The sequence below is a fragment of the Seleniivibrio woodruffii genome (assembly GCF_029267515.1).
GTDB classification, from domain to species: domain Bacteria; phylum Chrysiogenota; class Deferribacteres; order Deferribacterales; family Geovibrionaceae; genus Seleniivibrio; species Seleniivibrio woodruffii_A.
The window spans coordinates 238,242-252,516 of sequence record NZ_JAJUIS010000003.1; the positions used below are offsets into that span (position 1 = coordinate 238,242).

Genomic DNA, 14,275 nt, shown 5'->3' on the forward strand with positions numbered 1-14,275 from the left:
TCCATAAAAAAAGTTGATTTCAGACGCTGCGCGGTGTGAACTACAGCTTTTTTTATGTGAAAAAAATGTCCGGACATAATTGTCCTTTTTGTGAATTTAACAGGTGCATCATGTGGTTAATCATTTAATTGTTTAAGAGACGAATTGTATCTTAATTCTTTTTTCACAGAAATTTACATATTTTATCTGGCTTTTTTATCCGCGATTCACATATTATGACTTACACACAAAAATGACGGAGTGTTATTATCATGGAAATTCTGACCTATTCAAGTATCTTCGACTATTTTTCCGCTACAACGGGTATAAGAGAGTCTGTTCTGCGCGAAAAACTGCGCACGGAAGGGATAGATTCAGTATCAAATCTGCTCCGCAGATGCGGAAAAGAGATGTTTTCAGTTAATACCGTTCTTGCAGAGGATCTTACTGATTCCAAGGGAAAAATCAAAATTTTGGATAGTTCCCGCCCGCTTTACAGACATATTTCACTTTTACTTGGGCTTCATAAAGCGGACGACAATTTTGCAACATCACCCATTGTGCTTGAAATTAAGGATACGGCTATCATCGGTTCCAGACAGTATATGACCAAAAGAGTTACGGACGTTATTATCGAGGCGGCGCAGAAGCACCCCGTTTTCGGCGGATATGCCTCTGCTCTTATACGAAAAGACAAGCGCTTCGAAGGGCTTATAAGTGCGTCTTTCCAGAAGATGTTTGCATCGACTGCCGGTGTTAGGGACGGCATGAGGATATTTCAGGATCTGCACAACAGTCAGCTTCTGCTTGAAAATACCGCGGCTATGGCAGTTCTTTGCGGCAGCGCGGCTCTTAACATGCAGAATTCCGTTACTGTTCTGCGAAGTGACAGTGCCCCCATGCAGCGTTTTATGTGTGCCTCTCTGCTGTTTTATCTGTTTCTGAAACACGGGAAAGGACATCTTTCCCTCTGCCAGAACGACGAAGATATGAAAAGGATTCTTGATATATCCGGCAATACCTCTTTGCAGAAAATCACAAACGACAACTCTGTTGTCAGAAGTATTGTCACCGCACATATATTCATTAAACTTCTGGAGCGCGGCGGTATGGCTCCGGCAGAAACTCAGGTGCACACACAGATTCAGTATCTTGCTGATGAAGGCTATGCAGATGAAGTCTCTGTTTCCCGCCTCAGAGAAATTTTTCTCGGTGAGCGCAGATTTAAAGGAATGGAGATTGCCCGCAGGCTTTCAAAAGTTTGTAAAAGCAAAACCTTAATATGGGGAGCTGATGGGAGTCCGTGTTCTGTGCGTATACTTTGCGCAAATGGAAACTGCGAATATGCCAGAGGCGGTCGGATGTGCATTTCAAAAGATATTACAGTTAAAGCTGACAGGGAATACCCGACAGCTGTCAGTGCCGGTGAATATCATCAATGCTTAAAGTTCGTAAATCAGTTCGAGGACTTTTTCAGATATACGGAAGCAAAGGTCTCGTAAGAGACCTTTGCTTATGACAAAATGATAAAGAGACAATATTTCGGGTTGCTGTTGCCGTAAGTGTTTAAAAAACTGTTTATTTCAGAAATCTTATCAAACTTGGTCATTTATTTCTGCGTTCACATAATATTCACGAAAAATCACATTAAAAATCACATTTCAGAAATTTAGATTTCAGCTTATAAGATTATGAACTATTGATATGTGTTATTGAAATATATTAATTCAGTGCATTAGTGTTTTGTCCCTATTTAATAGTGGCTTGTGCTGATTGATAATGTTGTGTAAGGAGGTTGACGATGAGGTTGGTTTATGCTCTTCTATTAGTTGCAGCTGTGCTGGTTACCGGCTGCGGCGGAAGCTCAGGAAAAGGTTCCGGTGACGACTCTTCCCTGTCGCCGGAAACGTCAGACAAAACTGTTGATTATGCAGTGAGTTCCGACGTCAGTTTGACGCTAGATGATACTTTTAAAGTTGTTTCATCTGTGTCCAGCGGAGACAACGGAACCGTTGAACGTCAGGCGAAAGATACGGTTGCTGTTATCAAAGGTGATGAACTTTTTCTGATGGCTCCCGTTTTTGCATCGGATACCGATGTAGTTATCAGTTATGAGACGACAGCTGTGGCATATGTCCTTATGGATCCGGGGCTTCTTGGAATGAGCGCGGAGGGACAGGAGGCGGCTGTGGATATCATCAAAAACTCAGAGTATTTCGATGATCTTACACTTCTTATCAAGACCAATATAGAGAGCGGTTCTGCGGCTCCTCTTGATCCGCTGGTGTATCCTCTTCTTTCAGAGTATACCGTCAGTATCATTCAGGAGATCAACAATTCGCCGAAAATGAGATCCGTGCTTTATAAAGCTGCTGAATACAAAACTGCAAAAGCGGCTTCCCTTAGTGATGATCAGTTTACTGCTGATGTCGCAAGCGGTGTTATGACAGTTTCGAACCCTAAAGCGGTATTTTATACCGCATATGCAGACAGTGACACTCTTTTCGATACCGTGGCAGCAAAGGAGGGGCTTGTTAACCTTACTTTCTCCGCGGACTGGCCTTATGTAGGTGCCAGATCGACAGAGCAGTCCCGTATCAATCTTTCGATGATACACACAACTTCGGATTCAGCGTATCCTGTTACGTTGGTCAGAGGTGGTGCGGATGACCTTTTGCAGGTTTCAACAGCAGAGGGTGCCGCGGCGTGGTATAATACGATAAAAGGTTTCGGTCTGCTTGTGGAAGGGCTTGGCGTTACAGCGGATTATACGAACTCTACCAAACTTAGAAAGATTTTATATAAGGTAGGAGATGTTGCAGGCGCTATTCAGGAGAACGTGGGCGACGCTACAGCCATCATAGGCGGTGTCGCATATATTGCCAGAGAGATAAACGAACAGGGTGGTATTGATGACCCTGAAATCAACAATATATGTCTGACCATCCAGAGAATTGCAGACTACACTGAGATGTTTTTCGGGAGCCTGCCTGATTCCGCTTATAAAGCTGATGCCATCGTAAAAGATATATACGGAGAAGATTCTCTTAACGATCTTATCAAAAAAATTAAAACAAAAGACAGCGGAACTATTGCAGCTTTAAAAACGCATCTGCTTGCGAGTCTGGACAGCGGTACCGCTTCTTTTAATTGCCTTATAGCCTTCACAAAGAAAGACGTCAGCGATTATTCCTTCTGGGTCAAGAAACTTTCATCATTCTATGGAATGGCTGAGACCTATGATCTGGACGATGCCCTTATGGAGATGGTTGCTGATTCCAGCCAGGATTTCGTAAAGGCGGCTCTTAAAAATATCGCAAAAAGAGTTTTCGGAAGCGGTTTCGCAATAGCTGCATACGGAAACAAGCTGATTCCTTATGCATATGACATGGTTACAGCCCCTGACGATATCAAATTTTTCGTCAAGGATGGTAATATTGAGGACATGTCCATCCCCAGTGTCGGTTCTGTGATCATCAAAGTTAACGGCACAGAAGCATATAACACCAATACGGGAAAGACAGATCCCATAATAGCGGGCGAGGGTGATACGCTTACAGTGTCCTTCACAGCGAACGCACCCGGATATGACGACGTTGCCAGAAAAAATGCCGACGTAGGCTATTTTATCGAGATCGGAGAAATGCTTGCTGCGCAGGCGGATGTGCGATTCCAGTATTCAGATCCGGTTGCCGCAGGCAAAAGCGTTGAACTAGCGTACAGACAGTATCTTTATATCAGCAAGGATAATTTCACAAGCACACCGGACTGGACGAGAGGCATACAGAGATATGGAGAATCGTCGTCTGAAACCACTTTCAGTGACGATGATTTTTCAAAAGATGCCTATTTCAAGGAAGACAGCTTCGGTTCAGAGTTTACGGTTGTACTGCCCCATGATGTGAGGCAGCTGGATCTCTATCTTTCAACGTTCTCCGCTTATATGAACACAAAATTCACAATTCCCGTTGTTAAAAGCGGAGCACCGAAAGTGTCCATAACCAGTATCAGGACGGAAGATGATCCGTCAAAGTATATTTTTAAGGCGAAAGCGACCGACGATAACACTTCATCCGTTAATATGAAATACTACTGGGATTTCGGCGACGGAAACATTTTTGACGGTGAAAGTCTCGTTTCCCACACCTATTCCAGTGTCGGTGAAAAAACAGTAAGCGTTGTCGTTACGGATGAGGATGGCAACACTGCAACCGAAACCGTAAAAGTTTATCCCACATCCAGTTCGACTGTATTTACGGATGTTGTATTCCTTGTGGACGTGTCCGGAAGTTATGATGATGACCTTGGTACATTCAAGAGCCTCGGAACATCAATCATCGGTGCACTTTCAACTCTCGGATCGAATGTTCAGGTTGGTGTTGCATCGTTCTCTGACTATCCGCAGTATCCTTACGGCGAATCATACGACTACTCTTTCCGCTATGATTCCGCGCTGAGCTACATAACAAGTAAATCTGTGGATGCCATAAATGCGCTGGGTATACTCAACGGATACGACAGCCCTGAATCACAGCTTGAGGCTCTGTATCAGCTTGCTACAAGTGACGGATGGCTTGATCAGGCGCAGAAGATCATCTTCCTCGTTACCGATGATTCATTCCATAACTCTGATGTGGAAACCGACTATCCCGGTCACGGATACACGGAGACTCTCGCGGCGCTCAATGCAAAGGGTATAAAGGTTGTGGGACTTATCCCTACCAGCTATACGATAAACGACGTTTCGCAGATAGCCTCAGATACCGGAGGTCTTGTGGTTAATCTAGGAGCTTCAAGCTCAGGTATTGTTGATGCGATCATGAATCTCAACGATACGAAAAGTAAAACCGTTAAGAAATCAAAATATGTTGTGGGAACATCTAAACCTATGACACGCAACAGATAATAAAAAGGTTTTGGAGCCCTGTGAGATTCAGGGCTCCAAAACATTCGTAAGATATTTTTTATTGATATTTAAGGGTTACTGACAGACCGTTCCTGTTTTCAAAACTGATCGTGCCTTTAAGCTGGCGGGCGAGGGATTTTATTATCATAAGACCGTATGACGTCTCTTTTCCGAAATTCTCTATGCTGCCTATGCCGCAGCCGTTGTCACTGAAAATCAGCGTTTTTTCATTCCCTTGCAAAAAGAAACTGATACCTATTTCCAGTTTTTTATCTTCCGATTTTGCGTATTTAACTGAGTTTGTGAAGAGTTCGTTTATGATCAGTGCGCAGGGCACAGCTTCGTCGAGAGTCAGGCTTATGTCCTGAATATCAGTGCTGACAGACATCTCGTCCATAATGTTGCTGGCGCGAAGCAGGTTGTCCAGCATCTTTTCGAAATACAGCTTTGCCCCCAGCTTTGAAAAACTGTTGGTTTCAAACAGCAGTTCGTGGGTGAGCGACATTGAAAGTATCTTCATTACACATTCGTTTATGAAGTCCTTTTCCGGTGAGTTATCAAGTTCTTCCGCATGGAGCGAAAGGAGGCTGCATATCATCTGGAAATTATTTTTTACTCTGTGATGAAGCTCTTTAAGAAGCACTCTGTTCTCTTCCAGTGAACTTAAAATCATCTCCTCGGATTTAAGCTCCTCAGTTATATCTCTGAAAATGAGAACTCCCATGCTGCTGCTTTCGTTTCTCAGGGTACTGAAGTTATAAACGACCGGTATCAGATGTCCGTCGCTGTGTACAAGGCTGTCTCTTCTGTTGCGTATGTTTTCGCCTTTTGAAAGGCAGGAGAGTATCTCACATTCCGAGCTGTGGGTTTCTCCGTTAAAAGTTTTGTAGTGGATCGAACTGTGATGGTCTTTATAAAGCAGTTCATCAGGGTGGTATCCCAATTTTTCCGCAGCGGAATTATTTATAAAGAAGATAGTTCCTTCCCTGTTGATTCCTATTACGCCTTCGTTGAGTGATTCCAGAATGGATCGGTGCAGGCTGCGTATGCTGGAAAGTTCATATGCGAGATAGCTTTCGCTGGTGTTGTCCAGCACGGTTACAAACATGTAGTTTTTTCCGTCGAATTTCAGAGGTGAGGAATGGAGCGTGACGTGCACTGCGGTTCCGTCCGCAATAAGATTTTCGCACTGGAAAGGTAATCCTTCGTCAAAGCTGTTCAGAAAGTCCAGATAGTCCTCATCGGTGCAGAACAGTCTGCGTATGTGCATTTTCTGGATTTCGTCATGCTGATAGCAATAGAAGCTGTTCATTGCAAAATTTGTGTCTATTATGGTCATTGTGCCGATGTCAACAAGCATGGTCATTATGCCTGAACGTTTGAAGATAAGCTCATACCATGTTTTTTCCGATGCCAGCCGATCCATTTCCTGCGCTTTTTCCGTTATGTCGCGGGCTATGCCGATGATGCTCTCCGGTCTTCCGTCCATGCCGTAAATCACTGTCTGGTTCAGGTCGAACGTCAGAACGGTACCGTTTTTCGTTGTTATCCGTGATGAATCGCGAAGATTCTTTTTTATATCATGTCCGTCGGCTATCTTCCTTAGTTCCTTCACTCTGTCGTTGTCCAGTATAGCTTCGAGTCTTTCAGGATTGTTTATAAGCTCTTCCGGGGAAAAGCCGGTCAGGCGCAGGGAGGACATGCTTATGTATTCTATCTGCGGGCGCGGTCTTAGTTTTAATGAGAAAACTATGTCCCTGTTGGTTTCCGAAAGCTGCCTGAGAATACTGTTTGTGCTGTCCAGATCAGAACGCATCTTTTCGAAGTGCATCATAACTATGCCAAGGGCGGATAACAAAGTGAGAAACACAGTCAACTGCATACTTTCGTATGCAATATCAGCATCTTTGTGCAAGATGATCACTATGAACATCATAACGCTCCACGCGATGAAAGATGTTCCTGCAACTTTACTGCCGATGCCTTTTACCTTTCTTATCAGCACCAGACCGGACATTGCGAAAACCGAACCTGCAAAAGTGTAGACTATAACGATTAATGCGTGTTCCGGATCGTCAAGGCGTATGAATCCGGGTAGCAGTGTGACGGTCAGCATCAGAGCGGACAGTTTAAGCGATGGAATTTTGCCGTATACGAAATGATAAACGCCCAGACCTATGAAAATGCTGCTGGCGTAGTTCAACGCCATCGACAGGATGATGAAATGATCCAGCCCTGGGGAAACCATGGGGAGGGTGCGGAAAAGTACAGAGATGGAGTTTATACCCCATCCGATGCTCCAGAGCAGCAGATAGCGCTTTCCCTCACTGTAGTATATGAACAGGAAGGTGAACGAAAGGGTTATCGCAGCTATTATTACAGTGGCGGAATCATTCAGCAGATGGAGCATATTATCACCATGCGGCGCATTGCTTCAGAACAGCGCCGGATATATTTTCCAGAGGGAGAACAATGTCGGCTGCGCCCGCCTCGATAGCCATTTTCGGCATACCGAAGACAACGCTGGTTTTTTCATCCTGCGCGATGTTGTAAGCGCCGGCATCCTTCATCTCTTTCATACCCTTTGCGCCGTCGTCGCCCATTCCGGTCAGAATGACACCCACAGCGTTTTTGCCGACATATCGTGCGCCGCTGCGGAAAAGAACGTCAACAGAGGGTCTGTGTCTGCTGACAAGAGGTCCGTCTTTTATTTCAACGTAATATCTCGCTCCGCTCCGTTTTATTAGCATGTGCCTGTTGCCTGGGGCTATGAGCACCCTGCCGGGCAGGACGGTATCGTTGTCGTCCGCCTGTTTAACGGTGACTCGGCAAAGCCCGTTCAGCCTGTTTGCAAACGAGGCTGTGAAGTTTTCCGGCATATGCTGAACAATCACAACTCCGGGGCTGTCCGCAGGTAGTCCCTGCAGAAATACGCTCAGCGCCTCTGTACCCCCTGTGGACGCACCGACAAGAATGACCTTTTCAGTGGTTTTTATCATGGCGTGTCCTGTGGGCGCCTCAAGCACGGCGTCGGCTGTGAGTTTCGGCGGTATCTCGCGGAATACGTTGCACATCCGGTTCACTTTCACCTTTGCCGCCGCCTTAACCGCGTCGCATACCATTATTCTCGATTCCTCAAGGAATGCCTTTGTTCCTGATTTTGGCTTTTGTATGATATCCACCGCACCGTATTCAATAGCTTTAAGGGCGGTGGCGGAGTTCTCTTCCGTAAGACTGGAGCACATGACCACGGGAATCGGATGCTGGCACATGAGTTTTTTCAGAAAGGTTATGCCGTCCATACGGGGCATTTCAACGTCCAGAGTTATGACGTCCGGCACGAAGGTTTTCATTTTTTCCGCCGCTGCAAAAGGGTCCTGGCAGGCGGCAACAGTTTCTATCGCAGAGTCGGACAGCAGTATCTCGGTAAGCACCTGCCGCACAACTGCGGAATCATCGACAACCAGCACTTTTAATCTGCCCATTTTATAACCCCTGAATTTTTGATATTTTTCTAAGGTATACGGTTCCTGTGTCCAGCGAAAAATAAAGTTTTCTGGTAAACTGCCCTCCGGTGTCGCTTGCGGTGATGACGTATCCGAGTTTTTTGAGAATCGTCATCGAGGCGGTAACGTTTCTGTTTCCCACCCCTGCGTCGTCATCGGAAACTGTGAACATATTGCTCCCGCCGAATATTTTCACTTCGGTCTCTTTCTTTTCCGCGCCTGCATTGATTATTGTTTTGTTCATATACAAAACAGCGCAGTCAACGTATTTCATAATATCCTCCCCGCGTTTAAGGGCTTCTGTGGAGGAGGGGAGCATACAGTGGCTCATCATGCCTATACCCAGCCTGCGGACGAACATGGTGATGCTTACGCAGGAGCCGAGCACTGTGTTTACAACCATAGGCGTATCTGCATAAAAAATTTCGCCCGGTTTTAGATACAGGCTGTCGGCTTGGTTAATCATATCATATCCTGAAAAAAACAGTGGGTGCCACCGTATTCAGAGGCAGTTCCATCCCGTGCACGGATTCGGAATGTCCGAGAAACAGATATCCGCCGCGCACCATGTTACTGCATATTTTCCCTATTATTTCATACTGGGTCTGATGATTAAAATATATTATCACATTCCTGCAAAAAACCACGTTCATTTCAACAGGAAGGTTGTAACTTTCGTTCATAAGGTTAAGCCTGCCGAAAGAGACCTTTTGCCTCAGTTCAGGCTTTATGCGTACGAGTCCCGATGCGGAATCCTTTGATCGGAGCATATATTTTTTCTTAAACTGATCAGGTATATCGGACACTTTTTCTGTTGTGTAAACGGCTTTAACAGCCCGTTCCAGAACGGAATAGCTTATGTCGCTGGCATATACGCGGAAATTGCCTTTAAGCCCGAAATGTTCCGCAAGAACCATGGCAAGGGTGTACGGTTCCTCACCAGTTGAACAGGCGCTGCTCCACACGTTAAGTGTGCGTTCAGTGCCCAGCCCGTTCTTTTCCAGTTGTGGCAGAAGCCTTTCAGTCAGAAATTCAAAATGATTCGGTTCTCTGAAAAAGTCTGTTTTGTTTGTTGTGATGGTGTCGATGAGGTTCATCTGTTCCCTTTCGGCACCGGGGTCTGCGCTGTTGAAAACCAGCGCAATGTATTCCCCGTATGTCGAAAGGTGAAGAGCTTTGAGTCGCTTGCGGAGTCTGCCTTCGACCATATCTTTTTTGGTCAAAGGCAGTCTTATTCCGCACTTGTCTTGTATATATGTTTGGATAATGCCAAATTCATCGGATGTCAGTTTCTGGCTGTAAATATCGCAGTGCAGTTCCGCATCCATTTTCCGTAACCTACTCCGCGTGTTCTTCCGCAGCCGGCTGTGCTATGGCAGACAGCTCGTTCATGGAGAATACGGCGTTAACGTTTAAAATTATCACAAACCCGCTTTCGCGCTTCGCCATTCCGGCGATGAAGGCGGTGTTGAGCTGTGTGCCGATTCTTGGCGCATCCTCGATAACACTGTCTTCGAACTCCACAACCTCCTGCACGGAATCCGCCAGTGCGCCGAGAATGGTGGATTCGCCATCTATCTGCATTTCAACGATTATGATGCACGTGTTTACACTGCGTTCCGTTGCGCCCATGCGGAATTTCTTTTTCAGGTCAACGACAGGCACCACATTCCCGCGAAGGTTTATTACCCCCACCATGAAATCAGGAGTATGGGGAACCTTTGTTACGCCCGCGAAATCCATAACCTCGCGGACTGACATGATGTCAACTCCGTAGACCTCTTCCGCCAGTCTGAATGTCAGAACCTGACATGAGGTGCCGTTTTTTACGGCTGTGTTCTCTTCCATGGTTCTCCCCCTGTCAGAAACTTTCAAAATCTAGGTCGAGGTTATCCTTTTTACCGTCGGAAAGGTCGAGATGTATCCCTTCTCCGTCCTTTTTGCCTGCGGATTTATTGGCGCTCATGGTCGGCTTTTCTATATGTTTCGCTGTCAGTGCAGGTTTTACCGCCTTCTTTGTCAGCGATGCGTATTTGGCGCTGAAGTTTGTGTCCCCCTTCATTTTAAAGAAGGATACCGCGTGCTGAAGTGCCTCGGACTGGCTGGAAAGTTCTTCCGCCGTTGCCGCCATCTCTTCGGATGCGCCCGCGTTGCGCTGGATAACCTGATCGAGCTGCTGGATAGCAGTGTTTATCTGTTCGCCGCCTGTACGCATTTCGCTGCTGCCCGCGGTTATCTCCTGAACCAGTTCAGCCGTTTTCTGTATATCCGGCAGTATCTGGCTGAGAAGCTGCCCCGCGCGCTCGGCTATCGCCACGCTTGAAGACGAAAGCTCGCTTATTTCGCCAGCCGCTTCCTGACTGCGTTCTGCGAGTTTGCGAACCTCCGCGGCGACAACCGCGAAGCCTTTTCCGTGCTCGCCAGCTCTTGCCGCCTCTATAGCCGCGTTGAGCGCGAGAAGGTTTGTCTGGCGCGCTATCTCTTCAATGATGGAAATCTTGTCCGCTATCTCTTTCATGGCTTTGACAGTCTGCTGAACTGCCTCTCCGCCCTCTTTGGCATCGCCAGCCGCTTTCAGAGCTATTTTTTCGGTTTGCAGTGCATTATCTGCGTTTTGGTTGATGTTGGAAGCCATTTCTTCCATGGATGCCGATGCCTCTTCCGCGCTTGCCGCCTGTTCTGTTGCGCCCTGCGACATATCCTGCGCCGCGCTTGAGAGTTCCCTTGAACCTGAGGCAACGTTGTCTGCGGAAGTGCGCACGTCGGTGATTATGCTTCTGAGTTTTCCAACCATATCCCTAAGAGCGTTCGCAAGCTGTCCGACCTCGTCTTTCTGGTTTACGTCAAGCTGCGCGTCAAGATTACCGTCTGAGAGCTGTAAAGCAAAGTTTACACCCTTGAAAAGAGGACCAGTTATGGCTTTTGTGAGCAGAAATCCTATGAAAAGTCCCAGCGCTATCCCGACAACTGCGAAAATAACTATCATAGTTATAGCGCTTGCTATCTCGCTCATCATTTTTTCCTTCTGATCATCAACAGTCAGGGATACGACTTCCATTGCAGAACGGGCGTTCTCGATAAGTGTCTTTTCTATCTCTATCTGTTCCTTTGTCTTTACAAAGTATGAGTCGATGGCGGTCTTGTATTCGCCGAGCTGCTTTACAAGACTGGATGTCAGTTCGCCGGGGTGCTGAACCGAAAGCGCGCGTGCTGTTTCGGCAGTCTGCTCGAAGTTATCCTCATACTGCTGTAAGTATTCGTCTTTGTGGGAGATTATAAACTCTTTTCCGGCAAGCCTGACCTTCAGAAATTCACTGATGACCTTCTGGGCTTCTAAAGAGTTGTATGTTGCCATCGCTCTGTCGGAGAGCTTTATAGCCTCTGCTGAATGACTGTTCACGTCACCCATAAGGGCTATTTTGTCTTTTTCAAGGGCGACATATTTGTCGAAAGATTTGATGTATGAGTCTGCATTCGACATTATGTCGTCCATCTGTTTTTTGTTCACAGGATCCTGAAAGCGGTCTTTAAGAGCCGTGGCAGTGGCGGTTATCTCCTGCGCTTTTTTGTTCAAAAGCTCTGCCGCAGAGAAATCCTTGCGCAGTATAAAGTTTTTCTCCTGCTGTCTGGATTCCAGAACGAGCTTTTCAATCCGGTTCAGATCGTTGCTGTTTGTTGCACGGTTCTGAACGTTTTTCAGTCCGCTGAACCCCATGTATCCTGATAGGAGAATGAGGACGATGAGTAACCCGAAGCCGATGAACAGCTTCATTCCAAGTTTGAGATTCTTCAGCATGTTTGCCCCCGATAAAAATTATTCGATTCCTGTGTATATTTTCTGAACGTCCACAATGAGCGCTACGGAACCGTCGCCCAGAACGGACGCGCCTGATATGCACTCTATGTCTTTGAAAGCCTTGCCAAGTGATTTTATGACCGTCTGATGGTCTCCTACCACGCTGTCAACTACAAAGCCAACACGTCTGCCGTCCAACTCGATTATCACTATCTGCTGAATTTCAGGCGCTTCGCTCTGTATGTTGAAAAAGCTGCGCAGGTGGATGTATGGTATCAGTTCGTTTCGGACCATGATAATCCGCCGTCCTGAACTGCTTCTGTGTGCCGCTTCGTTAAACTCGATACATTCATTTACTATGGAAAGAGGAATTATGAAAAACTGATCGTCTATAACCACCAGAAGTCCGTCTATGATTGCGAGTGTCAGCGGCAGTTTAAGGGTTATGTTCGTGCCTTTGCCCTGAACGCTGGCGATATCTATGGTGCCGCGCAGAGCTTCTATATTCCTGCGCACAACGTCCATCCCCACGCCTCTGCCGGATACGCTGGAAACTTTTTCTGCGGTGGAAAATCCGGGAGCGAAGATAAGGTCGAACACATCCTTGTCAGAAAGTTCCGTGCCCTCTGACACCAGCCCTTTCGCTTTCGCCTTTTTAAGAACGGCTGCTTTGTCGATACCTTTGCCGTCGTCGGATATCTCAATTAAAACACTGTCGCCTGAATGATTTGCGGAAAGGATGATGTGTCCTTTCTCCTCTTTGCCTGCCGCGATGCGTTCCTGCGGCGTTTCGATGCCGTGGTCAATACTGTTGCGGATAAGGTGCACCAGCGGGTCGCCCAGCTTTTCTATGACAGTTTTGTCTATCTCCGTTTCTCCGCCGTGGGTGACAAGCTCTATCTCCTTGCCCAGTTCAGCGGAGAGGTCGCGCACCAGCCTTTTGAATTTGCTGAACGTTGAGCCTATTTCAAGCATACGGATGCTCATGGTGTTGTCCCGCAGTTCCCATACGAGTCTTTCCACTTCTTCGGCGACCTTGAGCATTTCCTGATTGTTCTCTTTAACGGCTATCTGGCTCAGTCTTGCCTGTACTGTTACAAGCTCGCCAACGAGATCGACGAGGAAGTCCAGTTTTTCGGAAGGCACCCGAACGGAGGAGATGTTCTCTGCCGCCGCTTTCTGTTCGCGTATCTGGCGGACGTGCTGCTGCTCTGTAAGAGCCGCGTCCAGAGCGTCCTGTGAAACCAGTCCCTTTTCAACCATGACCTCGCCGATGAGCTTGCGTTCGTCCATGAGCGCCGTCAGGTCTTCATTGTTGATATCTCCCTTTTCAAGGAGTATTTCACCGATCCGTTTCAGATTGTCGCCGCCTCCGGTGAAATCGTCTATGATGTTGATATTTATCTCACTTTCGTCCTGAACGAAGATAAAGACATCGCGGACATCATTCTCTGATTTGTCAGTGGTAAGGATTATCTCCCAGTATGTATAGCATTTCTCCGGTTCTATGCTGTTTAGGTCGGGCATGTGGGTCGTCAGTGCCGAGACGCTTGCCTCGCCGAGCGCCGCCACCTCTTTCACCAGAAGCTCAGGGTTTGAGCCGTAAAGGAGTATTTCAGGTGACGGTTTGAAAGTGATACGGAAGGTTGTGAGGTTCTGTCTGACCAGCAGTGCCTCTTTTGAGACGGGTTCGTGCACTTTTTTAGCCGGTGCCTGACCGCCTGTTTCCGTGAAAAATGCAGATATCTCCAGCGCAAGGGGTGAATCTGCCTTCATCGCCGGATCTGTCAGCATCTCCTTTATGATGTCGCACGCTTTCAGCGAGTAGTCCAGCATGGGCTTGGTTATGCCGAGTTTGCCGTTGCGCACCAGATCGTACGACGTTTCTATGCTGTGCACCAGAGCGGCTATGTTCTCAAAGCCGAACATGGCGCCGGAACCTTTGATGGTGTGCATGGCGCGGAATACCCGCGCAACAAGCTCCATGTCTTCACGGTTGTCGTCCAGCTCAAGCAGCGACTCTTCCAGTTCCTGAAGAAGTTCAGTCGCCTCCTGAATGAATACTTCCTGATGCACGTCTGCTGACAT

At 47.0% G+C, this 14,275-nt stretch carries 9 protein-coding genes; 2 read left to right on the top strand and 7 right to left on the bottom strand.

The features are described 5' to 3' along the window. Positions 1-251: 251 nt before the first annotated feature. The gene (locus Q7P67_RS05120; protein WP_303850843.1) at positions 252-1,481 is read left to right on the top strand and encodes a hypothetical protein; all 1,230 of its coding nucleotides are present in this window, start codon (positions 252-254) and stop codon (positions 1,479-1,481) included. A gap of 299 nt (positions 1,482-1,780) precedes the next feature. Further along, entirely contained in the window at positions 1,781-4,885 is a 3,105-nt protein-coding gene (locus Q7P67_RS05125; RefSeq protein WP_303850844.1) for a PKD domain-containing protein, read from the top strand. A 58-nt stretch (positions 4,886-4,943) separates the two neighbouring features. Here the strand turns inward: Q7P67_RS05125 and Q7P67_RS05130 are convergent, their stop codons facing one another. From Q7P67_RS05130 to Q7P67_RS05160, 7 genes are read right to left on the bottom strand one after another with little or no spacing between them, the layout of a single operon-like run. After that, the gene (locus Q7P67_RS05130) at positions 4,944-7,295 is read right to left on the bottom strand and encodes a PAS domain S-box protein (RefSeq protein WP_303850845.1); all 2,352 of its coding nucleotides are present in this window, start codon (positions 7,293-7,295) and stop codon (positions 4,944-4,946) included. A gap of 4 nt (positions 7,296-7,299) precedes the next feature. Next, positions 7,300-8,370 (bottom strand): chemotaxis response regulator protein-glutamate methylesterase, encoded by a 1,071-nt coding sequence (locus tag Q7P67_RS05135; RefSeq protein WP_303850846.1) that lies wholly within the window; start codon positions 8,368-8,370, stop codon positions 7,300-7,302. 1 nt (position 8,371) lies between these two features. Further along, positions 8,372-8,857 carry a chemotaxis protein CheD gene (locus Q7P67_RS05140; RefSeq protein ID WP_303850847.1) on the bottom strand — a complete coding sequence of 162 codons (486 nt, stop codon included), beginning with the start codon at positions 8,855-8,857 and terminating at the stop codon, positions 8,372-8,374. A gap of 1 nt (position 8,858) precedes the next feature. Next, positions 8,859-9,719, bottom strand: a complete 861-nt coding sequence (locus Q7P67_RS05145; RefSeq protein WP_303850848.1) for a protein-glutamate O-methyltransferase CheR — start codon at positions 9,717-9,719, stop codon at positions 8,859-8,861. A gap of 10 nt (positions 9,720-9,729) precedes the next feature. Beyond that, positions 9,730-10,239 carry a chemotaxis protein CheW gene (locus Q7P67_RS05150; RefSeq protein WP_303850849.1) on the bottom strand — a complete coding sequence of 170 codons (510 nt, stop codon included), beginning with the start codon at positions 10,237-10,239 and terminating at the stop codon, positions 9,730-9,732. A gap of 13 nt (positions 10,240-10,252) precedes the next feature. Continuing rightward, positions 10,253-12,187 carry a methyl-accepting chemotaxis protein gene (locus Q7P67_RS05155; protein WP_303850850.1) on the bottom strand — a complete coding sequence of 645 codons (1,935 nt, stop codon included), beginning with the start codon at positions 12,185-12,187 and terminating at the stop codon, positions 10,253-10,255. A gap of 18 nt (positions 12,188-12,205) precedes the next feature. Beyond that, a complete protein-coding gene (locus Q7P67_RS05160; protein WP_303850851.1) occupies positions 12,206-14,275 on the bottom strand; it encodes a chemotaxis protein CheA in 2,070 nt (689 codons plus the stop codon).